This window comes from Sphingomonas prati (assembly GCF_014643515.1).
Classification (GTDB): domain Bacteria; phylum Pseudomonadota; class Alphaproteobacteria; order Sphingomonadales; family Sphingomonadaceae; genus Sphingomonas_R; species Sphingomonas_R prati.
Genome location: NZ_BMJP01000001.1, coordinates 678,085 through 704,009 on the forward strand (window position 1 = coordinate 678,085; position 25,925 = coordinate 704,009).

24 protein-coding genes, 3 tRNA genes and 1 pseudogene are annotated in these 25,925 nt (G+C 68.8%); 8 read left to right on the top strand and 20 right to left on the bottom strand.

The features are described from left to right. Positions 1-101: 101 nt before the first annotated feature. Complete coding sequence (cpdR, locus tag IEX50_RS03000) at positions 102-476, top strand: cell cycle two-component system response regulator CpdR (protein ID WP_157175723.1); 375 nt, start codon at positions 102-104, stop codon at positions 474-476. 61 nt (positions 477-537) lie between these two features. Further along, positions 538-612 (top strand) — tRNA-Val (locus IEX50_RS03005). Between the two features lie 66 nt (positions 613-678). On the opposite strand, the gene IEX50_RS17630 is transcribed toward IEX50_RS03005, so the two are convergent. Both IEX50_RS17630 and IEX50_RS17780 read right to left on the bottom strand, forming a co-directional pair. Next, a complete protein-coding gene (locus IEX50_RS17630; protein WP_268237744.1) occupies positions 679-1,206 on the bottom strand; it encodes a serine hydrolase in 528 nt (175 codons plus the stop codon). Then, positions 1,148-1,525, bottom strand: a pseudogene (locus tag IEX50_RS17780) (serine hydrolase); the annotation flags it as partial. The pseudogene IEX50_RS17780 and the gene IEX50_RS17630, both read right to left, overlap by 59 nt. Positions 1,526-1,799: 274 nt before the next feature. Here IEX50_RS17780 and IEX50_RS03015 point away from each other — a divergent pair. Further along, positions 1,800-3,296, top strand: a complete 1,497-nt coding sequence (locus IEX50_RS03015; protein ID WP_157175721.1) for a phospholipase D-like domain-containing protein — start codon at positions 1,800-1,802, stop codon at positions 3,294-3,296. A gap of 231 nt (positions 3,297-3,527) precedes the next feature. Here IEX50_RS03015 and eda read toward each other — a convergent pair whose 3' ends face one another. The 4 genes from eda to zwf are packed head-to-tail and all read right to left on the bottom strand — an operon-like array spanning position 3,528 to position 8,383. Next, positions 3,528-4,142 (bottom strand): bifunctional 4-hydroxy-2-oxoglutarate aldolase/2-dehydro-3-deoxy-phosphogluconate aldolase, encoded by a 615-nt coding sequence (eda, locus tag IEX50_RS03020; protein WP_157175720.1) that lies wholly within the window; start codon positions 4,140-4,142, stop codon positions 3,528-3,530. Further along, positions 4,139-5,107 carry a glucokinase gene (gene glk / locus IEX50_RS03025; RefSeq protein ID WP_157175719.1) on the bottom strand — a complete coding sequence of 323 codons (969 nt, stop codon included), beginning with the start codon at positions 5,105-5,107 and terminating at the stop codon, positions 4,139-4,141. The genes eda and glk overlap by 4 nt, the downstream gene beginning before the upstream one ends. After that, the gene (edd, locus tag IEX50_RS03030) at positions 5,107-6,930 is read right to left on the bottom strand and encodes a phosphogluconate dehydratase (protein ID WP_157175718.1); all 1,824 of its coding nucleotides are present in this window, start codon (positions 6,928-6,930) and stop codon (positions 5,107-5,109) included. The genes glk and edd overlap by 1 nt, the downstream gene beginning before the upstream one ends. Next, on the bottom strand, positions 6,923-8,383 hold the full coding sequence (gene zwf, locus IEX50_RS03035) for a glucose-6-phosphate dehydrogenase (RefSeq protein WP_157175888.1): 1,461 nt from the start codon (positions 8,381-8,383) through the stop codon (positions 6,923-6,925). Before zwf ends, edd begins: the two co-directional genes overlap by 8 nt. Before the next feature lie 223 nt (positions 8,384-8,606). Between zwf and IEX50_RS03040 the strand changes: the two genes are divergently transcribed. Then, a complete protein-coding gene (locus IEX50_RS03040; protein ID WP_157175717.1) occupies positions 8,607-8,957 on the top strand; it encodes a phasin family protein in 351 nt (116 codons plus the stop codon). Between the two features lie 456 nt (positions 8,958-9,413). Here the strand turns inward: IEX50_RS03040 and IEX50_RS03045 are convergent, their stop codons facing one another. After that, on the bottom strand, positions 9,414-10,775 hold the full coding sequence (locus IEX50_RS03045) for a sensor histidine kinase (protein ID WP_157175716.1): 1,362 nt from the start codon (positions 10,773-10,775) through the stop codon (positions 9,414-9,416). 7 nt (positions 10,776-10,782) lie between these two features. Further along, entirely contained in the window at positions 10,783-11,451 is a 669-nt protein-coding gene (locus IEX50_RS03050; protein ID WP_157175715.1) for a response regulator, read from the bottom strand. A 125-nt stretch (positions 11,452-11,576) separates the two neighbouring features. Here IEX50_RS03050 and IEX50_RS03055 point away from each other — a divergent pair, with 125 nt between their 5' ends. The 3 genes from IEX50_RS03055 (at position 11,577) to IEX50_RS03065 (ending at position 13,736) form a co-directional block, all read left to right on the top strand. After that, positions 11,577-12,215: a hypothetical protein gene (locus IEX50_RS03055; protein ID WP_157175714.1), complete on the top strand. Its 639-nt coding sequence runs from the start codon at positions 11,577-11,579 to the stop codon at positions 12,213-12,215. A gap of 129 nt (positions 12,216-12,344) precedes the next feature. Then, entirely contained in the window at positions 12,345-13,097 is a 753-nt protein-coding gene (locus IEX50_RS03060) for an HAD-IIB family hydrolase (RefSeq protein WP_157175713.1), read from the top strand. A gap of 3 nt (positions 13,098-13,100) precedes the next feature. After that, the gene (locus IEX50_RS03065; RefSeq protein WP_157175712.1) at positions 13,101-13,736 is read left to right on the top strand and encodes a flavin reductase family protein; all 636 of its coding nucleotides are present in this window, start codon (positions 13,101-13,103) and stop codon (positions 13,734-13,736) included. Between the two features lie 85 nt (positions 13,737-13,821). On the opposite strand, the gene fdhD is transcribed toward IEX50_RS03065, so the two are convergent. Continuing rightward, a complete protein-coding gene (gene fdhD, locus IEX50_RS03070; protein WP_373285273.1) occupies positions 13,822-14,619 on the bottom strand; it encodes a formate dehydrogenase accessory sulfurtransferase FdhD in 798 nt (265 codons plus the stop codon). Between the two features lie 59 nt (positions 14,620-14,678). Here fdhD and IEX50_RS03075 point away from each other — a divergent pair, with 59 nt between their 5' ends. Then, a complete protein-coding gene (locus IEX50_RS03075) occupies positions 14,679-15,587 on the top strand; it encodes a diacylglycerol/lipid kinase family protein (protein WP_157175711.1) in 909 nt (302 codons plus the stop codon). A 4-nt stretch (positions 15,588-15,591) separates the two neighbouring features. Here IEX50_RS03075 and IEX50_RS03080 read toward each other — a convergent pair whose 3' ends face one another. The 11 genes from IEX50_RS03080 to IEX50_RS03130 form a co-directional block, all read right to left on the bottom strand. Next, positions 15,592-17,028, bottom strand: coding sequence for an MATE family efflux transporter (locus IEX50_RS03080; protein WP_157175710.1), 1,437 nt, complete (start codon positions 17,026-17,028; stop codon positions 15,592-15,594). A 68-nt stretch (positions 17,029-17,096) separates the two neighbouring features. Further along, positions 17,097-19,742 carry a valine--tRNA ligase gene (locus IEX50_RS03085; protein ID WP_157175709.1) on the bottom strand — a complete coding sequence of 882 codons (2,646 nt, stop codon included), beginning with the start codon at positions 19,740-19,742 and terminating at the stop codon, positions 17,097-17,099. A 496-nt stretch (positions 19,743-20,238) separates the two neighbouring features. Continuing rightward, entirely contained in the window at positions 20,239-20,652 is a 414-nt protein-coding gene (locus tag IEX50_RS03090; protein ID WP_157175708.1) for a DUF2497 domain-containing protein, read from the bottom strand. Between the two features lie 14 nt (positions 20,653-20,666). Continuing rightward, a complete protein-coding gene (locus tag IEX50_RS03095) occupies positions 20,667-22,244 on the bottom strand; it encodes a TolC family outer membrane protein (protein WP_157175707.1) in 1,578 nt (525 codons plus the stop codon). 25 nt (positions 22,245-22,269) lie between these two features. Continuing rightward, positions 22,270-22,905: a protein-L-isoaspartate O-methyltransferase family protein gene (locus tag IEX50_RS03100; RefSeq protein WP_157175706.1), complete on the bottom strand. Its 636-nt coding sequence runs from the start codon at positions 22,903-22,905 to the stop codon at positions 22,270-22,272. Positions 22,906-23,045: 140 nt separating this feature from the next. Then, a tRNA-Cys gene (locus IEX50_RS03105) sits at positions 23,046-23,119 on the bottom strand. 99 nt (positions 23,120-23,218) lie between these two features. Further along, positions 23,219-23,485 carry a hypothetical protein gene (locus IEX50_RS03110; protein ID WP_157175705.1) on the bottom strand — a complete coding sequence of 89 codons (267 nt, stop codon included), beginning with the start codon at positions 23,483-23,485 and terminating at the stop codon, positions 23,219-23,221. 63 nt (positions 23,486-23,548) lie between these two features. Continuing rightward, positions 23,549-23,624: transfer RNA gene (locus tag IEX50_RS03115), tRNA-Val, on the bottom strand. Between the two features lie 79 nt (positions 23,625-23,703). Beyond that, a complete protein-coding gene (locus IEX50_RS17365) occupies positions 23,704-24,591 on the bottom strand; it encodes a helix-turn-helix domain-containing protein (RefSeq protein WP_198350619.1) in 888 nt (295 codons plus the stop codon). Between the two features lie 15 nt (positions 24,592-24,606). Beyond that, positions 24,607-25,548, bottom strand: a complete 942-nt coding sequence (locus IEX50_RS03125) for a hypothetical protein (protein ID WP_157175704.1) — start codon at positions 25,546-25,548, stop codon at positions 24,607-24,609. A 129-nt stretch (positions 25,549-25,677) separates the two neighbouring features. After that, complete coding sequence (locus tag IEX50_RS03130; RefSeq protein ID WP_157175703.1) at positions 25,678-25,815, bottom strand: aa3-type cytochrome c oxidase subunit IV; 138 nt, start codon at positions 25,813-25,815, stop codon at positions 25,678-25,680. Positions 25,816-25,925 lie beyond the last annotated feature (110 nt).

Sequence of the window (25,925 nt, forward strand, 5' to 3'; positions counted from 1 at the left end):
GCCCCCCGTCACCCGTCGATTAAGTCGCGGGCACCCCTTGGAGAATCTTAAGGGCTGACAGCATAAGGGATATCGATGACCAACGGCCGGAACCCTATTGCATGACGCGCATCCTGCTGGCCGAAGACGATGATTCGATGCGGGAATATCTCGCGCGCGCACTGGAACGATCGGGTTACGCCGTGGTGGCGGTCGACCGCGGGACGGCGGCGCTGCCGCTGCTGGAGAACGAGGCGTTCGATCTCCTGCTCACCGACATCGTCATGCCGGAAATGGACGGCATTGAGCTGGCACAGCGTGCGACCGTCATCAATCCCGGCATGCGCGTCATGTTCATCACCGGCTTCGCCGCGGTCGCGCTGAAGGGCCAGCAGACCCCGCCAAACTCGCGCGTCCTGTCCAAACCGTTCCACCTTCGCGACCTCGTGCTCGAAGTGGACCGGATGTTCGAAATGGGCACCGTCACCGGTTTGTAAGATTTTCCGCAACAGTCCGCTTGCACCCCCCGCGGACCCCGGCTAGAGGCCTTCCCACGGCGGGCGTGTAGCTCAGTGGTAGAGCACTGTGTTGACATCGCAGGGGTCGCAAGTTCAATCCTTGCCACGCCCACCATAGAAAGACCCGGTCACGCAGCGCGTAGCCGGGTTTTTTTGCGCCCGGCGCGGATCGCGACCTGACCTAGCCGCGCAACGCCGCCACCACCGCTTGCGCGACATCGCGGTGAACCCCGTCCGCCGCCGCGCCCTCGATCTTCGCTTCGGTCAGGTAGCTTGCGATCACCATCGGCGCACGCGCCGGCGGCCACAACACACCGATCACCGCGCTGGTCCCGGTCTGCCCCCGCCCGGTCTTGTCCACAACGCGCCAGTCCCGCGGCACCCCCGCGCGCAACATGCCGAGGCCCGTCCGGCTCGCCGCCATCCACCCCGTCAACATCGCGCGCGACGCAGGCGTCAGCACGGGTCCCAGCGCCAGCCGGTCCAGACTGGCCGCCATCGCCGCGGGCGTCGTCGTATCGCGCGGGTCGCCCGGCGTGGCACTGTTCAACGCCGGCTCTATCCGGTCCAGCAGGGTCGCGGGATCGCCCGTCCGGCGCAGGAACGCGGTCAGCCCGCCCGGTCCCCCGACAATCGGGCACGATCGCCGCCTCGCACAGTTCGGCCACCGTGGCGCGCGCGCCCACCCGCGTTTCGCAGAACGGCGCATGCGGCACGATATCGTCCCGCCCGACCGCGATCGCCCGGTCACCCCGCTCCCGGCCTTGATCGACACGATGTAGGATCGCGGCGACCAGCGGCGCCTTGAACGTGCTGCACATCGCAAACCCCGCGTCAGCCGCGTAACCGAACACGCCCCCGGTCGCCCGGTCCCGCACCGCGACACCCAGCCGCCCGCCGCTCTGTCGTTCCAGCCCCGCCAGCGTCGCTCGCAACGCCGCGCCGCCCGTCCACCGTGCGGCTCCCGCACGGCCGCCGCACCCCAGCGCAACGGCCCCGACGAGCAACCCCCGTCTATCGATCATCATCCCGTGATCCTCCCGCCCTCAACGGTTCACGCTATCAGAACCCGATGGGGCACGCGAAACGTCTGTCTCGCGATAGGCATCCCGGCACCAGGCCGGACAAAACCGACGCACATTCATTGTATCGCGCATCGTCAACGCCCCCGGCCCGAAGAACCGAACCCCTTTCTGCCGGTCCACCGGACCATGACGTTTTCCTGCCCGACGGTCCCTTGGAATTTGTCGATTCTCGTTCGCACAGCTTGCCGTCCGCGCGTCAGTCGTCGAAAGACCGAGGATGAGCGATCCCGATCCAGCCACCCCGGATTTCTTCCGCCCCGGCCACAACAGCTGGTGCGTCGACCAGGCGGATCGGTTCGCCGTCGTGATCGACGCCGCCAACTATTTCCGCCGCGCCCGCGAAGCGATGATGAAGGCCGAACGCCGCATCATGCTCGTCGGCTGGGATTTCGACGCACGCATCAAACTGCGCGGTGAACCACTCGAACCGGGCGAGCCCGAAACGGTCGGCGATTTCATCCTTTGGCTGGTCGAACGCAAGCCGACGCTCGAGGTCTATCTCCTCCGCTGGGACATGGGCGCGATCAAGTCGCTGTTTCGCGGCCGCACGATCTTCACGTTGCTCCGCTGGATGCGCCACCCGCGCATCCATACCAAGCTCGACGGCAAGCACCCGACCGGCGCGTCGCATCATCAGAAGATCGTCGTGATCGACGACATGTTCGCCTTCTGCGGCGGCATCGACATGACGTCGGACCGCTGGGACGACCGCCACCATGCCGACGGCAACCCGCTGCGCGTCCGCCCCAACGGCACGCCGCACCCGCCCTGGCACGACGCGACCAGCGCGATGTCCGGCCCGATCACGCAACGCTTCGGCGACATGGTCCGCCACCGGTGGATGCTGGCCGGGGGCATGAAGGTCGATGCGGTGCAGGGTGGCGTCGATTGCTGGCCGGACTCGCTCGACCCCGATTTCCGCGAGGTTCCTGTCGCCATCGCACGCACCCATCCCGACATGCCGGACATCGAGCCGGTGCACGAGATCGAACAGCTCTATCTCGACATGATCGCCGCCGCGCGGCGGCATATCTATGCCGAAAGCCAGTATTTCGCGTCGCGCCGCATCGCCGAGGCGATCGTGAAGCGCCTGCAGGAGCCCGACGGTCCGGAAATCGTGCTGGTCAATCCGCTGACCGCCAATGGCTGGCTCGAGCCGATCGCGATGGACACCGCCCGCTCGCGGCTGGTGGAGGCGATGCGCAAGCTCGATCCGCACCAGCGGTTCCGGATCTACCACCCCTTCACGCGCGACGGGGAGGCGATCTACGTCCACGCCAAGGTCATGATCGTCGACGAACATATGATCCGCGTCGGCTCGTCGAACATGAATAACCGCTCGCTGCGGCTCGACACCGAATGCGACGTCGCGGTCGATCTGCGCGCGGACGAGGAGGATCCGCGCCGTGCCCGGATCGGCGCGATCCGCAACTCGCTGATCGCCGAACATCTGGGCGCCGAACAGGACAAGGTCGCCGACCATATCCAGGCGACCGGATCGCTGATCGCCACGATCGAGGCGCTCCGCGGCCCCGGCCGCTCGCTCCGCCCCTACGAAACGCCCGACCTCGGCACCGTCGAGAAATGGCTGGCAGACAACGAGATCCTCGACCCCGAAGGCCCCGGCGAAATGTTCGAAGGCCTCTCCAAACGCGGCCTCTTCCGCCGCGCGAATGCCTGGCGCGCGGCGCGGCGGGAACGTCGGGGGAAGTAATCTCCCTAACCCCGTCCATCCCGAGCGTAGTCGAGGGACGGACCGACCGAAGCCGAGGTCTCCGACATCACGCTTCTCGACTACGCTCGAAGGAACCCCTCGACTGCGCTCGGGATAAGCGGGATTGGGTTTAGGCTATAAAAGCCTGTTCAGTTCCCCGGCGAAGGCCGGGGCCTAGACGCAACCGCTTCGCCCAGGCCCCGGCCTCCGCCGGGGCACAGCATCAGAACCTCAGCGCGCCAACCCGGCCGCAGCCTGAGCCGCCGCCCGCACAGCGTCAGCATCCAGATCGCCAGCCGGCACCAACCAGGACCCACCCACGCACAACACCTGCGGGATCGCCAGCCACTCCGCCGCAGTCGCCTGCGTCACCCCACCCGTGGGACAGATCGCGATCCTCCCGAAAGGCCCGAGCAAACTCTTCAGCGCCGGGATGCCGCCATTGGCCACCGCGGGGAAGAACTTGAAGTGCCGCAACCCAAGGTCCAGCCCCAGCATGATGTCGCTCGCATTCGCCACACCCGGCAGGAACGCGATGTCCGCCGCGTCCGCCGCCTTGGCCAGCTTCTTCGTCAGCCCCGGCGACACGATGAACGTCGCGCCGGCATCCTGCGCGCGCGCCAGGTCGTCCGCATTCAGTACGGTGCCGGCGCCGACGATCGCACCCTCGACTTTCGCCATCTCGCGGATCACGTCCAGCGCGCTCTCGGTGCGCAACGTCACCTCCAGCACGGGCAGCCCGCCGGCGACCAGCGCCTCGGCGATCGGGCGGGCGTGCGCTGCATACTCGATCACCAGCACCGGGATCACGGGGGCCGCCCGCATCACCTTTTCGACGGATTTCATGCCGGGTATGCTCCTGCAAAGGCAGCCGCCGCCCCGAACAGGCCCGGCTGCGGATGGGTGATGAACTTGACCGGCATCGCCGACATGATCCGTTCGAACCGCCCTTTTGCGACGAACCGCTCGGCAAAGCCAGACGTCGGCAGATGATCCGCGATCCGCAAGCCCAGCCCGCCGGCGATCACCACCGCATGTGCGCCGTGCGCCAGCGCCAGATCGCCCGACACCGCGCCCAGGCTCAAGCAGAACCGGTCGAGCGCCGCCGCCGCCCGGCTGTCGCTGCCGTCCAGCGCCGCGGCCCACAGCATCTTGTCGTCGCGATAATGTTTCGCGGTCCCATGCGGATCGGGCAGCGCTTCGTAGATGTTGACCAGCCCCGGACCCGACACGATCCGCTCGATTGACACGCGGCGATACTGTTTGCGTAGCGCCGCCAGCATCCGGTCCTCCAGCGCATCCAACGGCGCGAAATCGACATGCCCGCCCTCGCACGGCAGCACGTGATAGCCGTCCGCGGTCCGCAACAGATGCGCGACGCCAAGCCCCGTCCCCGGCCCGACGATCGTGATCATCCCCGTCTCGGGCAGTCCCACGTCAGGCCCGCACAGATGCCGAAGGTCGTCCTCGCCCACCTGCGCCACGGCATGCGCCACCGCCTCGAAATCGTTGACCAGGACATAGTCGTCCACCCCAAGCCGCGACTTGATCAACGCCGGCCGGATCACCCAGGGATTGTTGGTCAGCTTCAGCACTTCGCCGCCGATCGGCGTGGCGACCGCGATCCCGGCCGCGCGCGGGATCGGCCGGCGCATCTCCTCGCCCGCCGCCTCCCACGCCAGCCTGAGGCTGCCATGTTCCGCGGTCTTCAGCGTCACCGGTTCGCCCAGCGACTGCACGCGCCCGCCGCTCACTTCGGCGATCGCGAAGCGCGCATGGGTTCCGCCGATATCGACGGCGACGATTTCCATTACAATCCTCCTGCGGCCAACATGGCCGATGCGCCGCGTTCCGCCTCGTCCGCACCGTGGCGCATAAACGCGAACAGTTCGCGCCCCGTGCCGATCGGTGCCGGCGGCGGCGACGCATCCACCCTGGCCGCCCATGTCTCCGCATCGACCAGCACGTCCAGCGTTCCGCGATCACCCGACACGCGGATCAGGTCGCCGTCCTGCACGCGCGCCAGCGGCCCGCCCGCCAGCGCCTCGGGCGACACGTGGATCGCCGCCGGAACCTTGCCCGATGCGCCCGACATCCGCCCGTCGGTGACCAGCGCCACGCGGAACCCGCGATCCTGCAGGATGCCGAGCGGCGTCGTCAGCTTGTGCAGTTCCGGCATTCCGTTCGCGCGCGGCCCCTGGAACCGCATCACCAGCACCAGATCACCGGTCAGCGTGCCGGCCTTGAACGCCTCCAGCACCGCATCCTGATCGGTGAACACCCGCGCAGGCGCCTCGATCGTCCAGCGCTCCGGATCGACCGCACTCGTCTTCATCGTCGCACGGCCCAGATTGCCCTGCACCAGCCGCATGCCGCCATCGGGCAGGAACGGATCGGACACCGGCCGCAACATCGTCCGGTCGAGCGGCTCGGCCGGCCCATCGACCCAGGTCAGCCCATCGTCGACCAGCAACGGATCGCGCGCATAGGCCTTTAGGCCCCCCTCCGCGATCGTCAGGATATCGGCATGCAGCAGCCCGTGGTCGATCAGCGTGCGGATGACATAGGCCATCCCGCCCGCCGCCTGGAAATGGTTCACGTCGCCCGATCCGTTCGGATAGACCCGCGCGATCAGCGGCACGACCGCCGACAGCCGGTCGATATCTTCCCAGTCGATCACAATTCCGGCCGCCCGTGCGATCGCCGGAATGTGGATCGCATGGTTTGTCGACCCGCCCGTCGCGAGCAAGCCGACGACCGCATTCACGATCGCCTTCTCGTCCACGCACCGCCCCAGCGGCCGGTAGTCGTCCCCGTCCCAGCCGATGGCCGCCACACGCTGCGTCGCCGCGCGCGTCAGCTCGGTGCGCAGCCGCGTACCCGGATTGACGAACGCAGCGCCAGGCACGTGCAGGCCCATAACCTCCATCATCATCTGGTTGCTGTTGGCCGTGCCGTAGAAGGTGCAGGTCCCCGCGCCATGATAGCTCGCCGACTCCGCTTCCAGCAGCTCGGCCCGCCCCACCTTGCCCTCGGCATACAACTGCCGGACGCGCTGCTTCTCCTTGTTGGCCAGCCCCGACGGCATCGGCCCGGCCGGCACCAGCACGGTCGGCAGATGCCCGAACCTGAGCGCGCCCATCAGCAGCCCCGGCACGATCTTGTCGCAGATGCCGAGCAGCGCCGCGCCCTCGAACATCCCGTGGCTGAGGCCGATCGCGGTCGACATCGCGATCGTGTCGCGGCTGAACAGCGACAGCTCCATCCCCGCCTGGCCCTGCGTCACGCCGTCGCACATCGCCGGCACTGCGCCCGCCACCTGCGCCGTGGCACCCACCTCGCGCGCGAACAGCTTCATCTGTTCGGGGTAGCGGTGGTAGGGCTGATGCGCCGACAGCATGTCGTTGTACGCGGTGACGATTCCGATGTTCATCGCCCCGCCCGCGCGGATTACGGCCTTGTCCTCGCCACTCGCCGCAAAGCCGTGCGCCAGGTTGCCGCAGCCCATTCGGCTGCGATCCACGCCGTGGTCCCGCGCCCGCGCAATCTGGTCGAGATAGGCGGTCCGCCCCTCCCGTGATCGTTCGATGATTCGCTCCGTGACGGCGGCGACGACGGTTGCGATCTCAGTCATTCCAGCTCACCCCGTCCCGCTCGGTCAGCGCGATCGCCGCCGATGGCCCCCATGTCCCCGCCGCATAGGGTTTCGGCTCCATCCCGTTGGCGCCCCAGCCGGCGCGGATCCCGTCGATCCACTCCCACTGGGCCTCAACCTCGTCACGCCGGACGAACAGCGTCGGGTCGCCCTCGATCAGGTCGAGCATCAACCGCTCATACGCGATCCGCCGGCGCGTATCGGCAAAGGCATTGGCCATCCCGATATCCAGCGGCACCTCGCGCAGCCGGATGCCGTCGCGGTCCAGCCCGGGCACCTTCGTCATCATCGTCAGGCGGATATTCTCCGCGGGTTGCAACCGGATGACCAGCCGGTTGGGCTGCGTCACGGCACCCTTGGTGGCGAAGATCGAATGCGGCACCGGCTTGAACTGGATCACGATTTCGGAATGGCGCGACGGCATCCGCTTGCCGGTCCGCATGTAGAACGGCACCCCGGCCCAGCGCCAGTTGTCGACATGCGCCTTGATCGCCACGAACGTCTCGGTCGACGATTGCCGGCCCAGCTCGGTCGCATATCCCGCCACCGGCTGCCCGGCGACCGCCCCCTCGCCGTACTGGCCGATCACGCTGTTGCGCGCCGCGTCGGCCGCGTCGATCCGGCGCAGCGAGCGCAGCACCTTCACCTTTTCATCACGGATCGCCGTCGCATCGAACTGCGCGGGCGGTTCCATCGCCACCAGCGCGAGCAGTTGGAGCATATGGTTCTGCAGCATGTCGCGCAGGCTTCCCGACCCGTCGAAATAACCGGTCCGCCCCTCCAGCCCGACCGTCTCGGCCACCGTGATCTGAACATGGTCGATGCCCGTCGCGTTCCACAACGGCTCGAACAGCGTGTTGGCAAAGCGCAGCGCGAGCAGGTTCTGCACCGTCTCCTTGCCCAGATAATGGTCGATCCGGAACGTCCGCTCCTCCGGAAACACCGCCGCGACCGCATCGTTGATCACCCGGCTCGACGCGAGATCCGCGCCCAGCGGCTTCTCCAGCGCCAGCCGCACCTCCGGCCCGGTCAGCCCGGCATGGCTCAGCCCGGCGATCGTCGCGCCGAACAGGCTCGGCGCGGTCGACAGGAAGATCGACACCCCGGTCCGGCCGGCATCGCCCACCGCATCGGCCAGTGCCACGAACTGTTCCGGGTCCGCCGCATCGACCGGCACGTAGCGCAGCCGATCGAGGAACCGCGTGACCGCGGCGGGCACCAGCCGCTCCGCGTCGATATGATCCTCCAGCGCCTTCGCCGCGACCGCGCGGTAGCCTTCGTCGTCCAGCATGCTGCGCGCCGTGCCGACGATGGTCAGGTTCGGCGGCAGCAGCCCGTCCGCGTCCAGCCCGAACAACGACGGCAGCAGCATCCGCTGCGCCAGGTCGCCGGTCGCGCCGAACAGCAACAGTGCGTCCGAAGGATGCTGCATCGTCTCGGTCCTCTCGTCTCCGGTCATGCCGGTCGCCCGTCATCGCCGCGGGCCTCTGCCTCCTACCCCGACGTTGACAACCTTGTCATCCTCGTTCGCTGCCTTTGGTGGCATGCGTGCGCTGCTTCGCCGCGAACCGCGGATGGAGCCCATCGCTTCTTGATCTGTTATAAGGATTGCCGACGTCGCCACGCAGACGACGTCAAAGCTCAGGAGAGTGATGATGACCGATCAAGCCCGTAACGCCGCCGACGCGATGACCGGATCGATGAAGGATGCGACCGATCAGCTGAAGGCAGCCGGCGGCAAGGCGGCCGAAACCTCGAAGGAACTGAACGGCAAGATCCTCGACCAGGCCGAAACCAACGTCCGCGAAGCCTTTGCCGCGCTCCGCGCCGCGGCCTCCGCCGGCTCGATGGGCGACGTCCTCAAGGTCCAGGGCGACTATGTCCGCGAACAGAGCGCGCGTAACATGGAACAGGCCAAGGAAATCGGCGAAATAATCGCCAACTTCGGCCGCACCGCGATGTCCGGCATGGGGAACATCCCCGGCATGGGCGGCAACAACAACTGATGTGAGCAGCGCCCGCCCGCGTCGCGAAGGCGCGGGCGGGCGTACTTCTTCGTGAACTGACAAACACTCACCAAAGCGGTCGCTTAAGAAACCGGCCATCCCGAGCGAAATCGAGGGACCAGTCGAGCGAAGCAGAGACGCCAACGGCGCCGCACTCGCAACGCCATCAGGCTAGCACCACCCCAAGACCGTTCGGTTCGAGCCTGTCGAGAACGCGCCCGCTGTTTCAAGGCAAAGGTTCACCGGGCAAGAGGCTGCAAGACCCGGCCAAAAATCCCCCCAGCGCGCCTGTGCCGAGCGAAGTTGACGCACTCGTCGCGCGCAGCCGAGACACTGCACGCACAGTAAGCGCGACGCCGCCAATCGAACCCCAACCCCCACCCCGTTCGGGTCGAGCCTGTTGAGAACCCCGCGCAAAGTTCTCGACAGGTTCGAACCATACGGGGGCAGCCTTAATCACCCCCCAACCGGCGCAGGCAAAACCAACACAGCCCGCACCCCGCCCAGCACCCCGCGTTCCAGCAGCAAACTCCCCCCATACAACTCCGCCAGCTCCCGAGTGATCGGCAACCCGAACCCATGCCCGTCGCCACGCTCATCAAGCCGCCGCCCCGGCACCATCGCCTCCTCCGCAGCAGCGCCCGACAACCCCGGCCCATCATCCTCGATCGCGATCCGCACCATCGCCCCCGCGCGCTCGGCCGTCACCTCCAGCCGCCCCGCCGCATGCCGCCAGCCATTGTCGAGCAGATTGCCGATCATCTCCGAAAGATCCTGCCCATCCACCGCCACCGCGACATCCGCGCCGACCAACACCGAGACCGCCAAAGCCCGCTCCGCATGCACCCGTTCCAGCACCGCGACCAGGTCCCCCACCGCCGGTGCAAGCTCCGTCCGCAACCGCTGCGCCGCGCCCGGCGCTACCGCCCGCGCGCGGCCCAGATGGTGCCGCACCTGCGCATCGATCCGCGCGACCATCTCGCCCAGCGTCCCGTCCGGATCGCGCCCCGGCTCCGCCAGCCGCACGCCCAGCGCCGCCAGTGGTGTCTTCAGCCCATGCGCCAGGTTCGCGACATGTCGCCGCGCATGGTCCAGCCCCGCCGCATTCTGCACGATCAGCGCGTTCAGTTCCGCCACCACGGGCGTCAGTTCGGTCGGCTGGTCGTCCGGCACCTGTTGCCGCCGACCCGCCCGCACATCGGCCAGCGCCACCGCCAGCCCGCGCAACGGCCGCAGCCCGACGCGCACCTGCACGATCGTCGCAGTCGCCAGCGCCAGTCCCAACAGCCCCAGCGACAGCAGCAACGGCGTCATCGCCGCGCGCAACGGCTGCGTCACCACCGCCCGCGGCCCGCCCGCCGTCACGGTCACCATGCCCCGCCCCGTCGCCAGCGCCACCTGCCGATAATGCAGCGCACCGCCCGCCGTGCGCACATCCCCCGGCCACGTCCCGTCGCGATCCCCAGGACCACCCGGCCCCGGCCCCGGCCCGCGCAAACGCGCAGTCGGCACCACCCCATCCGCCACGCCACTCGCCCGCACCACCCCGCCCGGCCCATCGATTCGCCAGAACCAGCCCGACCCCGCCTCCCCGAACGGCGGCAGATCCACCACACGCCCAGTGTCCAAAGTCCCGTCCGCCCGCACAGCACGGGTCAGCACGGACAGCTGCGCATCCAGCCGCTGGTCGAACCCGGTCATCACAAACCGCTCCAGCACCCCCCCGATCGCGAACCCCGCGAACAGCAGAGCCGCCAGCGTCACGACGGTCGAGATCGCCAGCAACCGCCCGACCAGCGACCGCGGCACAACCCTCATGACCCGCTCACGCCGCAGCATCCGCGGTCAGCCGATATCCGCGCCCACGCACCGTCTCGATCATTTCCGGCCCGATCTTCCGCCGCAGCCGCCCGATGATCACCTCGATCGAATTGGAATCGACGTCAGCATCGCCCTCGTACACCCGCTCGATCAGGTCTCCGCGCTCGACCACGACTTCCTTGCGCAGCATCAGCGTAGACAGCACGCGCCACTCGAACGCGGTCAGCTTCAGCGGCAGGCCGTCGCGCTCGAACGTCCCGATCTGCGCATCGAACAGGATCGGCCCGCAGACAATCTGCGCCGACGCATGCCCCGCCGCGCGCCGGACCAGCGCGCGCAACCGCATCACCAGTTCCTCGACGCGGAACGGCTTCACCAGATAATCGTCCGCCCCCGCCTTGAACCCCTCGACCTTCGCCGACCACCCGTCGCGCGCGGTCAGGATCAGCACCGGCAGGTTGCGCCCCTCCGCCCGCCATTCGCGCAGCACGGACACGCCGTCGCGCCGCGGCAGGCCAAGGTCGAGCACCGCCGCGTCGTACCGCTCGGTCGACCCCAGATGCCCGCCATCCTCGCCATTGTCCGCCACGTCGACCGCGAAGCTTTCTGCCCGCAACGCCCGCGCGATCCCGTCCGCGAGCGCCGCGTCGTCCTCGACCAGCAGTATCCGCATCGCTTCAGTCTCCTCGCCGCCCGCCTATGCCGTCCGACTAAACCCAAACTGAACGCCGCGGTTCAGCGTCGGTGATCCCGGCTCCGCTAGATCGAGTCGCATCGCAACCGTACAGGAACAGTCCGATGACACAGACCACCGACTCGAACCTCTTCCAGCGCCTCGGCCGTGGCCGCACCGCGCTCACCGCCGCCGTGCTGCTCGCCGTCGGCGGCGGGGCCGGCGCACTTGCCGTCAACGCCTACACCCCGTCCGCCACCATGGCGCCCGCCACCCCGACCGCGATCCGCGCGCTCGGCACCGAAGGCATCGTCACGATCCGCGGCCGCATCGCGGAGGTCTATGGCGATCGCTTCATCGTCGCCGACCCGACCGGGCGCATGCTGGTCGATGCCGGTCCCGACGCGGGCAGCTTCGCGGTCGGCCAGCCGATCACCGTGCAGGGCCGCTTCGACGACGGCTCGGTCCACGCCGCCTTCCTGGTCGACGCCGCCGGCAAGGTCCGTCAGGTCGGCCCGCTCGGCGCCCCGCCCCACGGTCCGGGCGGACCCGGTGGTCCGGGTGGTCCAGGTGGCCCAGGCGGTCCCGACCCGCGCGGCGGCCCCGCCGGTCCGGATCGCGCACCGCCGCCCCCGCCGCCCGCCGGCACCGCGATGATCGCACCGCCCGCCGCAGCACCGGCGCCGACCGCCGCAACCGTTCCGGCGACCGCAACCGCCGCGAACCCGGCACTCATGGCCCCCGCGACCACCTCGATCCGCTGACCCCACCAACGCGCCGCACCCCATACAAAGGGGTGCGGCGCGCCTTCCGCGATTGCCGGAACCGCCATCCCCCACTATCTGTCGCACCACCGATGCCCGACCCCCGGGCCCGCAAAAGGTGATGCCCGCATGAAGCAGCTGATCGCATTCGACCTCGACGGAACGCTGGCCGAGAGCAAGCAGGCGATCGACGCGGAAATGGCGTCGCTGCTCGCCCGGCTCACCTCCGTCGCCACCGTCGCCGTCATCTCCGGTGGCGACTGGCCGCAGTTCGAATCGCAGCTGATCGGCAACCTGCCCAAGGACGCCGACCTCTCCCGCCTGCTCGCCATGCCGACCTCGGGCACGAAGCTCTACCGCAACGAGGGCGCAGGCTGGACGCAGATCTATGCCGACAATTTCAGCCCGGAAGAGCGCGACACCATCCTCGCCGCACTCGACAAGGCGATCGTCGAGGCCGGGTTGCAGGACGATCCCGCCTGGGGCGACAAGATCGAGGACCGCGGCAGCCAGATCACCTTCTCCGCGCTCGGTCAGCAGGCTCCGCTCGACGCCAAGCATGCCTGGGATCCCGACTTCGCCAAGCGCAAGAAAATGCAGGCGATCCTCGAACCCGTCCTGCCCGAATTCACCGTCCGCACCGGCGGCTCCACCTCGCTCGACATCACGCGCAAGGGTATCGACAAGGCATACGGCATCCGCCGCCTGTCGGAGATCACCGGCATCGCGACGACCGACATGATCTTCATGGGCGACGCGATCTATCCGGGCGGCAACGACTATGCGGTGCGTGCCGCCGGCGTCGATTCGGTCGCGATCCGCGACGTCACCGAAACCAAGCGCGTGATCGAGGCGATCCTGTTCTGCCTGTCGGCCGCCTGATCCATGACGGCCGGGCCGGTGGGCGACACGCATTTTTACGAACCGTCCGCCGGCCACCGCCTGCCGCATGACCCGTTCAAGGCGATCGTCGCCCCCCGCCCGATCGGGTGGATCTCGACGGTCGACCCCGACGGCCGCCCCAACCTCGCGCCCTACAGCTATTTCAACGCGGTGTGCGACGTCCCGCCGATGATCCTGTTCTCCAGCAATGGTCGCAAGGACACGCTCCGCAATGCGGAGGCGACTGGCTGCTTCGTCTGGAACCTCGCCACCCGCCCGCTCGCCGAACGGATGAACGAAACCGCCGCCCCGGTCGCGCCGGACGTCGACGAATTCTTCCGCGCCGGCCTGACCGCGACGCCCAGCCGGCTCGTCCCCGCCCCCCGCGTGGCCGAAAGCCCCGCCGCACTCGAATGCCGCGTGCTCCAGGTGATCCCGCTCGCCGACCTCGACGGCGCATCGGCCGATCACTTCATGGTCGTCGGCCAGGTCGTGGGGGTCCACATCGACCCAGCCTATCTCCGCGACGGCCTGTTCGACACCGCCGCCGCCCAACCCATCCTCCGCGCCGGCTACCGCGGCGACTACGCCACGATCAAAGCGGCCACGATGTTCGAAATGATCCGCCCGACGAGCTGAACACGTAGTTCCCCGGCGAAGGCCGGGGCCTAGACGCAACCGCTTCACCCAGGCCCCGGCCTCCGCCGGGGAACACAACCGTCGATCAAACCGCGGCCAGCACCGCATCGGCCCGCGCCAGCGCCACCAACCGCACCCCCGCCTCCGCCGCCCGCGTCACCGCCAGGCTCGTCGGGGCAGAGATCGTCACCAGCAGCGGACACCCCGCCAGCGCCGCCTTCTCGACCAGCTCATACGAGCACCGCGCCGATAGCAACGCGAACCCGCCGTCCCACTCCAGACCCTCACGCGCCATCGCGCCCAGCAGCTTGTCGAACGCATTATGCCGCCCGACATCCTCCCGCACCGCCCGGATCTCGCCATCCGCGGTGCAGCAAGCCGCGGCATGCACCGCCCCCGTCGCCCTGTTCAAAGGCTGCAAGGCCCGCAACGCCCCCAGCGCCCGAAACACCGCCGCATCCGCCACCGGCGCACCCGGCGCAACGACCGGCAACACGCGCAGCGCCTGCTCCAGATTCTCGATCCCGCACAGCCCGCAGCTGCTCTCCGAAACCCGGTGCCGCACGCGCTCCAGCACGCGCTCCACCCGTTCCGGCACCAGCGTGATGCGCAGCACCATCCCCTGCGGCGCAGGATGCGCGTCGACGTCCAGAACGTCCGCCGCATCGTCGATCAACCGCTCCGACCGGCAGAAGCCGTAGGCGAAATCCTCCAGCGCGGTCGGCGTCGCCATCATCACCGCATAGCCGAGGCCGTTCACCTCCACGGCGACCGGCATCTCCACCGCCAGCGCGCGCATCGTCGGCACCGCGGCCCCGTCCGGCACGATCCGCAGGAACGCCGCATCGACGGTCGCCTGCGGCATGACCACGTCATTTTCCATAATACTAATCCGCCATTCTAGGATGGGTCCGAAACAACTAGGAGCGCGTTACCGGCTGCATGAACGATCGACCCTTACCCCGCCAGGCCGTCCTGATCGTCAACGCGCGCTCGCGCAAGGGACGCAAGCTGTTCCGCCGCGCCGCGCGCAGCCTGAAGGCGGCGGGGGTGGAGATCATCCGGTCGCACGCCGTCCGCGACCCCGCCAAGCTGAAGGTCCATGTCTGCGAAGCAGTCGCGGACGGCGCACCGATGGTCATCGTGGGCGGCGGCGACGGGTCGCTCTCCTCCTCGGTCGATCACCTCGTCGGTCACGACACGGTGTTCGCACTGCTCCCGCTCGGCACCGCGAACAGCTTTGCCCGCACGCTCGGCATTCCGCTCGATCTCGATGGCGCGATCGACGTCATCGCTAACGGCCAACGCCGCCGCATCGACCTCGGCATGATCGACGACGATTATTACGCCAACTGCGCCACGCTCGGCATCGCACCGCTGATCGCCGAAACCGTGCCGCACGGCCTGAAGAAGATCCTCGGGCGCCCCGGCTACCTCGCCTGGGCCGCCTACCAGATGCTGCGTTTCAAGCCGTTCCGCCTGACGATCGGCGAGGGCGAAAACGCCGAAACGCTCGACGCACTCGAAGTCCGCGTCGCCAACGGCAACTACCACGGCGGGACCGAAATCGTCGACAGCGCCTCGGTCGACTCCGGCCAGATCGTTGTTCAGGTCGTCACCGGCACGATGCGCGGTCGCCTCGCCTGGTCCTGGATCGCGAGCGTCCTGAAACTCGAAGCCCGCAAGGAGACGATGCGCGAATTCCACGGCCGCGAGATCCGCATTTCTACCGATCGCCCCATGCCCGTCTCGATCGACGGCGAACTTCTCGCCACCACCCCGTTCACCGCCCGCATCGCCCGCGCGGTGATCGACGTGGCAGCGCCCGCCTCCGTAACCCCAACCCCCTGAACCGTCAGCCGGTAGGCCGGTCCCGCCCCGCCGCATCGGCATCCGCCAAAGCAGTCTCGCGCCCCGCCTCAGGCAACAAACTCCCCCGCCGCCACGTCCCGCGCAGATAGTAGGCCGTGGCCAGCAGCAACGAAGCGGTCATCCCGACCGGGAAACTCCACCACAGCGCATCCGTCCCCAGCACCGGCTGCAACAGCCGCGCGAAGCCCAGCCGCACCGGCAGCAACGTGATCGCCAGGATGATGAGCGGCGCCACCACCGCCCCGTTCGCCCGCACCGTGGAAAACAGCACCATCGTCACGCCGAACAGCACGAAGCTCCACCCCGCGATCAAATGGATATGCGCCGCGATCGGAATCGCCGGACTCCCTGATGCCAGGAACAGCCCCAGCGCCGCACGATCCACCAGCGTCGTCACCACCACCATCGCCCCGGTCAGCGCAAGATTGGTGACGATGCCCGCCCGCGTGATCGCACCGATCCGGTCCCACCGGCCCGCGCCGATATTCTGCGCCGCCATCGCGCTCACCGCCGCACCGATCGCCATCGCCGGCATCTGGATATAGGTCCACAGCTGCAACGCCACGCCGTACGCCGCGGTTGTCACCAGCCCCTGCCGGTTGACCAGCCCGATCATCGCCAGCCCCGACACCGACACAACCATCATCTGCAACCCGAGCGGCGCGCCCTTCGCCAGGATCGCGCGAAGCAGCACCGGATCGGGGATCAGATACCGCCACTCCCGCCCGCGCAGCCGGATCGGCAGATCGCGCGCGTAGATGTAGACCAGCAGCGCCCCCAGCCCGACATGGTTGGCGATCAGCGTCGCCGTCGCCGACCCGGCGATCCCCATCGCCGGGATCGGCCCCGCTCCCGCGATCAAAATCGGGTTCAGCCCGCTGTCCACCACCGTCGACACCACCATGAACCAGAGCGGCGTCAGCGAATCGCCCGTGCCCCTCAGCCCCATCATCAGCAGCACCAGCAGGAACGCGGCCGGCATCGACAGGAAAATGACGCGTAGATAGATGAGCGCGAGGTCCTGCACCGCCGGTGGCGTCGCCAGCAACCGCAGCAATTGCGGCGCGAACACCCAGCCGAGCAGCGCGATCACGAACGATCCGCCGACCAACATCCCGATCGCCGACCCGAGCGAGCGCCGCGCCCCGTCCGGATCGCCACGCCCCGTCGCCTGCCCGACCAGGATCGTCGCCGCCATCCCGAACCCGAACACCGCCGCGAACATCAGGAACATGATCAGGTTCGCATTGGACGTCGCCGCCAGCGCCCCCTCACCCAGATATCGCCCGACCCAGATCGCGTTGATCGACCCGTTCAGCGACTGCAGCACGTTCGACCCGAGCGTCGGCAACGCGAACATCAGCAACGCCGGCGTGATCGCCCCGGTCGTCAGATTGGGCCGGCTGCCGTGCGTCGCCATCTCGATGTCTTTCCTACCTGCGGGAGTGGGGGGCGCGGCCGGGGCAGACGTCGGCCCCAGCCGCTACCTCATCCCAACCGCGCCAACGCCGCCCGCAAGCGGTCCGCCTCCGCCGACCTCAGCGCATGATCCTCGCGCGCCTTGGCCACCGCATCCGGCTTCGCCCGCTCGACGAACGCCGCGCTGCCAAGTCGCCCGGCCAGCGCATCACGCTCCTTCTCCGCCACCGCGATCCCCTTCGCCAGCCGCGCCCGCTCCGCCTCGAGGTCGATGACCCCGTCGAGCGGCAGCACGAACGTCGCCTCGTCGACCACCACCTGCGCCGCCCCGCCGACCGCCGGCTCGAACGACACCGCCTCGATCCGCGCCAGCCGCGCCAGAACCGCGGCCTGCGACGCCAGCCGCGCCCGCGTCACCTCCGACGCATCGCGCACGTGCGCCACCAGCTTCGCCCCCGGCGGCACGTTCAGCTCCGCCCGCGCCGCGCGGATCTCGCCCACCAGCCGGATCGTCCAGTCGATCTCCTGGCTCGCCGCCGGATCCATCGCCCGCGCATCCGCCATCGGCCACGCCGCGACGATCAGGTCATGATCGCGCGTCGCCAGCGCGTGCCACAACTCCTCGGTGATGAACGGCATGAACGGATGCAGCATGACCAGGATCTGGTCGAGCACCCAGCCCGCCACCGTCCGCGTCTCCGCCGCGGCACCCGCGTCCGCCTCGGCCCCCAGCGCCGGCTTGATCAGCTCCAGATACCAGTCGCAGAACGTCGCCCAGACGAACTGGTAAACCGTGTTCGCCGCCTCGTCGAACCGCAGGTCGGCCAGCGCCAGGTCCAGCGCCTGCACCGTCTTCGCCGTCTCGCCCAGGATCCAGCGGTTGACCGCCTGCTCCGCGCGCGGCGGCTCCAGCGTCGTCGACCCGCCGATCCCGTTCGACTGCGCGAACCGCGCCGCATTCCACAGCTTCGTCGCGAAGTTCCGATATCCCTCGACGCGCCGCTCATCCAGCTTGATGTCGCGCCCCTGGCTCTCCATCGCCGCCATCGTGAAGCGCAGCGCATCCGCCCCGTACCGGTCGATCAGCCCGAGCGGATCGACGGTATTGCCCTTCGACTTGGACATCTTCGCCCCGTCCGGCGCGCGCACCAGCCCATGCAGGTACAGCGTCCGGAACGGCACCTCCCCCATGAACTCCAGCCCCTGCATGATCATCCGCGCATCCCAGAAGAACAGGATGTCGAACCCGGAAATCAGCACGTCGTTCGGATAATGCTTGGCGAGCTTCGCCGTCTCGTCCGGCCACCCCAGCGTCCCGAACGGCCACAACGCCGACGAGAACCACGTATCGAGCACGTCCTCGTCCTGCGTCAGCACGCGGTCGTCGCCGGCCTGTGCCCGCGCCCCCGCCTCGTCGAGCGCGACGAAGGCAGTGCCCTCCGCGTCGAACCACGCCGGAATCCGATGCCCCCACCACAGCTGCCGTGACACGCACCACGGCTGGATATTGTCGAGCCAGTTATAATAGGTCTTGGTCCAGCTCTCCGGCACGACCTTGATCGCGCCCGACCGCACCGCCTCGATCGCAGGGCCGGCCAGCGTCTTGGCATCGACATACCATTGGTCGGTCAGCCACGGCTCGATCACCACCCCCGACCGGTCGCCATAGGGCGTCTGGATCGTGCGATCCTCGACCCGGTCGAGCAGCCCCGCTTCCTCCAGCGCCGCCACCACCGCGACGCGCGCGTCCTTCACCGACAGGCCGAGATACGCGTCGGGGATCAGCCCGTCCGCCACCTGCACCACCCGCGCCTTGGCATCGAGCATGTTGAGCATCTCGCCCGCCGCGAACCCGGCGCGCCGCCCGACCTCGAAATCGTTGAAGTCGTGCCCGGGCGTGATCTTCACCGCACCCGACCCCAGCTCCGGATCGGCATGCTCGTCCGTCCCGATCGCGATCGACCGCCCCGTGATCGGCAACGTCACGCGCTTGCCCACCATTGCGGTGTAACGCTCGTCGGTCGGATGCACCGCGACCATCATGTCGGCCAGCAGCGTCTCCGGCCGCGTCGTCGCGACCGCGATGAAGCCCGACCCATCCTCCAGCGGGTAGCGCAGATGGTAGAATTTGCCCTGCACCTCGCGCGTCTCGACCTCCAGGTCCGAGATCGCGGTGCCGAGGCCCGGGTCCCAGTTCACCAGCCGCTTGTCGCGGTAGATCAGCCCCTTGGCATGCAGGTCGACGAACACCTTCAGCACCGCGCGCGAGAAACCCGGGTCCATCGTGAACCGCTCGTTCGCCCAGTCGCACGACGCGCCCAGCCGGCGCAGCTGCCCGGTGATCGTGCCGCCGCTCTCTTCCTTCCACGCCCAAACCCGCTCGACGAACTGCTCGCGCGTCAGGTCGGTACGCTTCTCGCCGGCGGCGTTCATCTGCCGCTCGACCACCATCTGCGTCGCGATGCCGGCATGGTCGGTGCCGACCACCCACAGCGCATCCTTCCCCTTCAACCGCGCATGACGGACGAGGATGTCCTGCAGCGTATTGTCGAGCGCATGGCCGATGTGCAGAGAGCCCGTAACGTTGGGCGGCGGAATGACGATCGTGAACGGCTCCGCATCGGGCCGCTCCGGCCGGAACCCGTTCGTGTTCTCCCAATGGGAATACCAGCGCGCTTCGATGGCCGCGGGGTCGAATGTCTTGTCGATCGTCATGCGACCAGCCTTAGCGGGGCGTCGTGGCGTCCGAAAGTGTTTCGGGTGAGGTCACGACGGTGATCACTGCTTGCCGTGACCGGCCGACGTTGTCCCGAGGATGGCGCCCCCCACCCCCGTTCATCCTGAGTAGGGGCTGAGCGCAGTCGAAGACCCGCATCGAAGGAAAGGCGCAGCGCCGGAACAAGTCCCGCCACGTGCGCACCGGTCCCCACCCCTACCCCCGTTCGGTTCGAGCCTGTCGAGAACGCCGCGCAACGTTCTCGACAGGCTCGAACCGAACGGCGCAGGATAAAAGGCCAGAGCCCCCAAACCCGCCCATCCCGAGCGAAGTCGAGGGACCCCTTCGAGCGAAGTCGAGAAGCGTAAAGGCAGGAGATCCCAGGCTTCGCTCGGTCGGTCCGTCGACTGCGCTCGGGATGGACGTACGTGGGGGGATCGATAACTAGGCAGTCAGGCAGTCAAATACCAAGCCCGCGGCCCAACCCGAAAACCCTCAGCCCTGCTTCCCCGTAATCCGCGCAATCTCACGCGCCACCAGGGTTTCCACAACCTCGGGCAACCGCGCGTCGAGCCATTCCTTCAGCATCGGACGCAGCATCTCGCGCACCATGCCCTCCAGCGTATTTTCGCTCGGCCCGGCACCACGCACCACCAGCGCGGACAGCAGATCGAGCGACTGCTTGCTCGCCACCACCGCATCGGGCGACACCAGAGCCGGCGCCGGCTCGGTCAGTTCCAGCACGTCAGACGGAGGCGGCGGCACATCCACAGGCGGGGCGGCAGCGACCGAATCCTGCACCGGCCGGCGCGGGCGCGGTGGCACGACCGCTGCGCCGTCATCGGCGATGATGCGTTTGATGGAAGCCAGTATATCTTCCATCGACGGTTCCTGACGTACGTCCCCCATGGCTCCGCTATCCATCATCTGACGGGCGGTGTCACGGGGTTTGCGCGCACCGTCGGGGGGATGTCACGCGACGCCGCCGGCACCGCGGGTCCGTACGCGCTTTGCGGCAGCACGACCTGCGTCGGCGACGGCAGCCCGGCGGTCGATGCCGCCACCGGCACCGGCGCCGGATCGTCGTTCCAGTCGCTCAGCGAACGTCGCGCCTGGCGGTAGCTGATCGTCGGATCATACAGCGGCCCGCCGTCCAGCCCCAGGTCGCGCGCCTCCGCCTTGCCGATCGCGGCGAGCAGCGCGAAGCCGGCGACATACGCATCGCGCCGCGCCGTCACCAGTTGCACCCGCACGTTCAGCAATTCCTGTTCCGCGTTCAGCACGTCGAGCACGTTGCGCGTCCCCACGCTGTTCTCCGCCCGCACGCCTTCCAGCGCCAGCTCGCTCGCCGACACCGCGCGTTCGGACGACGCGATCACGCCCAGTGCCGCGGCATAGAGCGAATAGGTCGCCCGCGAATCGGACACCACCGACCGCTCGACCAGCGCGATCTGCTCGATCGCCTGGCTCGACCGCGCCTGCGCCTGCCGCACGCGCGCCGCGGGCAGCCCGCCCTGGTACAGCGGCAGGTTCGCGCTGAGCCCGACCGTCGCGGTCTTCTGCGACTGCTGCGCGCTTTCCACGATAGTGCCGGGCTGCGTCGGATCGCTCGTGCCCCCGCCCGGGTTCACCACCACCGATCCGGGCCGCGAGCCGACATAGTTGGTGTAGCTCCCTTGCGCGAAGCCAGACAGCGTCGGCAACCGCGATGCCTTCGCGGTCCGGATATCAAAGTTCGCCGCGCGCGCCGCCGCGCGTGCCGCAATCAGGTCCGGGTTGTTCTCGATCGCCACGTCGGCGGCCGCATCGGCACTGGCCGGGAACAGCGGCAACGGCGGCGGCGGCTCCAGCGCGTCCGGCGTCGTGCCGATGATGCGCAGGTAATTCTCGCGACTCGAATCGAGCTGCGCCAGTGCGGATTGCAGCTGGCTCTGCGCGATCGACAGCCGCGCCTGCGACTGCGCCACGTCGGTGCGCGTCAGGTCGCCGACCTCGAACCGGTCACTCGATGCCTGCACGTTGGTTTCGAGCACGCGCACGTTGCCGCGGTTCAGCTCGACGATCGCTAGGTCGCGGATCACGTCCATGTAGCTGCCGACCGCCTGGACGAAGATGTTCGCCTCGGTCGACCGCAACGACGCCCGCCCCGAATCGACGCGCGCATCGGCCGCGCGGATCGAGCTTTTGACGCCGCCACCCTGGTAGATCGGCATGCTGATGTTCAGCCCGGCGTTGAGCGCGCGGGCAGGCGAGAACTCGCCACCGATCCCGCGCCGCACGAACTCGCTGTAACTGCCGCTGCCCGCCACCGTCGGCCGGCCCTGCGACAGCGCGATCGCGACATTCTCGTCCACCGCCCGCTGCCCGGCGCGCGCACCGGTCAGCGTGGGGTTGCCGTTATAGGTGCGGACCAGCGCCTCGCGCAGCGTCGCGCCCATCGCGGGGGTCGCGACCGACGCCAGCATCGCCGCGACCGCGACCACCCTTGTTCCTGCCGTCATGCCCGTCCCGCCCCCGCTCGATCGTTCAGAATGTAAAGACAGGTGGCGCCGCGAACCCCGGCAGCACGACCGCTTCGGCGTCCGCCACCGTCACCAGGCCGAAGCCGTTGCCCGCGCGCCGGCCGATCGCCAGCCGCGTCACGCCGCGTTCGACCAGCCCGGTCGCCAGCCGACCGCCATCGACCAGCTGCTCGCTGATCGCCGCCGGCACCGCGTCGACCGCCCCGTCGATCAGGATCAGGTCATACGGCGCGCTGGCGGCCCAGCCGGCGTTCAACGGCCCGGACACATAGCTCACGCCCGCGGTCTGGACGGGCACCAGTGCGACGTCCTCCTCCAGCGCGACGACGGACGCGACCAGCGGCGCGATCACCGCGGCGGCATAGCCGGTCGCCGATCCGATGATCAGCACGCGGTCGGTCGCCACCGGGCGCGCATCGGCGATCAGCCGCGCGGTCGCCAGCGGCGCGTTCAGCCAGCGTCCGTTCGCCAGCGGCACCGGCCGATCGGTATAGGCCGCGGCCATCGCGTCGGCCGCGACGAACCGCTCGCGCGGCACCTCGGACAGGACGGCGAGCAGCCGTGGCTCGCTGACGGTGTTGGTGCGCAACTGGCTGTCCACCATGGCGCGTCGCATCTGGTCATAATCTGGATGGGTCACGGTAAGCCTCGTCGCACGACTGTATTGAATAGGCAACACAGCTGGCCGCCCGTTCGTCGTCTATCTTGTCGTTTTCGTCGCGCCAAGCGCGAAGCGCCGCATCGGCGTTTCCGTCCACGATATTGCCAGCGCTGGAAGGCTGGAGGCCCGACCGGGAATCGAACCCGGGTGCGAGGATTTGCAGTCCTCTACGTCACCACTCCGCCATCGGGCCAAACCGTGGGGAGGCGCGCACTTGCAAGGGTTTCGCCCGTGGGTCAACCCGAACTTCGCGCGACCACCCGCAAAACCGGTCCGGCTGTCGGTCGGCCGATCAGTCGAGATCGGCCAACAGCACCCGCTTCACCCGCACGCCGATCACGGTCAGCCGCCACGCATTCTCGGATTTTCCGCGTCGCTGGATCAGCCCCTTGGCGTCGCGGATCGCCGTCATCCGCTTGGCGGTGCGGTGGTCGTCGGCCTCCTGCCAGTCGTCCGACAACGCCATCACGACGCGGCGCTGCGCCACGCCGATCTCGGCTGCGATCTCCATCGCCTCGTAATCGGTGTCGTCGTCCGGCATGTCGTGGCCGTCGGTCATGCGGATCGTCCCCTGCCGGCCCGGGCGGCGGTCTGGGCCGGCCCGGTCGGTCGCTGTTACGGCTGGTGGGCGGTGACGGGTTCGAACCGCCGACATCCTGCGTGTAAAGCAGGCGCTCTACCGGCTGAGCTAACCGCCCGCCGCAACGCGTCGTTGCCATCGTTGCCATGCGACCGCAAGCCCCCAGACGCGCGGCCCACCCGATCAGCCCTCGCCGATCAACCCTCGACCGTCTGCGCCGCCCGGACATAGCCGTCCATCGCGGTCGCGGTGTCGTCGGACAGCGTGATGTACACCCGCCGCCCGTCCTCCGCGTCCGGCGTGCGCACCATCAGCCCGCGCTGCGTCAGCGCACGGATCCAGCGCAGCGCCGTCGTCGCGGGCACTGCGGCCGCGATGCACAGGCTCGACACCGCGACCGGACTCCCCTCCAGCCGCGCCGCCGCCAGGTCGAGCAGCATGTCCCACGCCGGATCGGAGAACAGCCCCTCGCCCAGAAACTGGTCGCGCAACCGCCGCCGCCGCAGGATGCGCCGGAACGCCTCCGCCCCGATCGCCGGCGCGTCCGCCGCCTGCACCACGGCGGGCAACGCGTCCGCCCCGCCTAGCCGCGGCTCGACCGACGCCACTAGCCGATCCGCGATCCGGCTCAGTTCCGCGCTGATCATGCGCAACTGGTCTTCGCGGTCCGGCCCATCCTCGCGCAGCAAGCCACCGCCCGTCGCCATCGCAATCTCGATCGCGGCCAGCCGGTCGCTCGCCCGCCCGGCGCAGACCAGCCCGACCGGCGCATCGCCCAGTGCGGCATCGGTAACGTCGATTAATTCGGGGCGGATCGCCACCACCGCCGCCTGCCCGCCCAGCGCCAGCCGCGCGACCCGCGCCAGCAACGCATCATAGGCGACACCCGGATCGTCATCGACCTCGACGAACAGCAGGTCCGCCACCAACGCGCGGTCCGGCGCATCGACCGCCTCCGCGACCGTCATCGCCCGCGACACGGCCAGCTCCGCATTCCGCGCCATCCCGGTCCCGCGCGCCTCGGCGGCCGCACCGTCGGACACGAGCACCATCGTCCGCCGCATCGTCGACGCACCATATTCCATAATCAAATCCGAGCCTTACCCCGGCCGACCGATCGGCTGCGTGCCCGCCATCGCAGTTTCGGACTGGAGCGCAAGCACCAGTTCCGCGCTCATCCGGCCCTGCAGCGCGAGCAGCACGCCATTGCCCAGTCCGGACAGCACCACGCCGAGCAGAAACAGCGGCCTGCCGGCGCCGCTATGGGCGGCGGCCAGCTCCGCCCACGCGCGCTGCACGGCCACCGGATCCTGACCGGCCGCCATCACGGCGGTCATGTCGCCCATCTGCACCGTCAGTCCCGGCACCAGCGCGACCAGCCCCATCAGGAACAGCAGGATGTAGGCGAGGAACAGGAACCAGAACCGCCCCCTTCCCAACCGCCACGCCTCACGCAGCGCGAACCGCCCGCGCTGCGCCGCCAATGGCACGGCGAGCGACAACCGCACGCCGCAATATAGCGCCGCGAACGGCACGATCAGCGCCAGCAGACCGGCAACGATCGCCACCAATATGCCGACGCCCCCCAACGCTGCCCCGGCCGCCGCCGCGACCGCGATCAGCACGATCATCGCCACGACCATCAGCAGGTAGATGCCGAGCCCGAGCAGTAGCATCGTCGCCAGCACGCGCAGTTCGGTGCCGCCGAACCGCAACCGCACCGGCTCACCCGGCGTGAAAGCCAATCGCATCGCCGCGACCACGACGGCGATGCACACCAGCGAGGCCAGCAACGCCGCGACACTGGCCCCGACGATGAACCGCGGCGAAATCGACGCCGCGTCAGCGGATAGCGCCACCATCTCCCGCATCATCATCGGCTGGATCAGCAGGCCGGACGCCAGCCCGATAACCCCCAGCACCGCGGCCGCCACCAGCACAGCGCGCCATTCGCGCCACAATCCCGCCAGCGTCCGTTCGATGACCGTGCCGACATCGGCACGCGCCGGCATCGGCGCGCCCCCCGCCACGCCGTCCGTCATGCGCGCGTCCCGCTCAGCGCCCGTCTATGCATCCGCCCCATATCTTCGCTGCCTTCGAAGACGTGCGTGCCTGGTCCCCCGGCATCCGCCCGTCGTTTCGCCCCCCGTGCAACTTATGCTGCGTCGCCGTCAGCTGGCGATCACGAACACCACGATGGCCACGATCACGATGGTCGCGATCGTTCCCCACTTCGCCATGTTCAGGAACCCCAGATAGGTCGACACATGCGCCTTCTGGTCCATGCCGTTGCTTTCGTTCGCCGCCATCGTCCGTTCCCTCGCCCGTCGTCGTTGCCGCGTGATAGCCGTGCGCGCTACACACGCCAAGCCCGCGCTTAATCCGCCCTTTACCGAAAGCAGGGTAGGCAACGGCACGA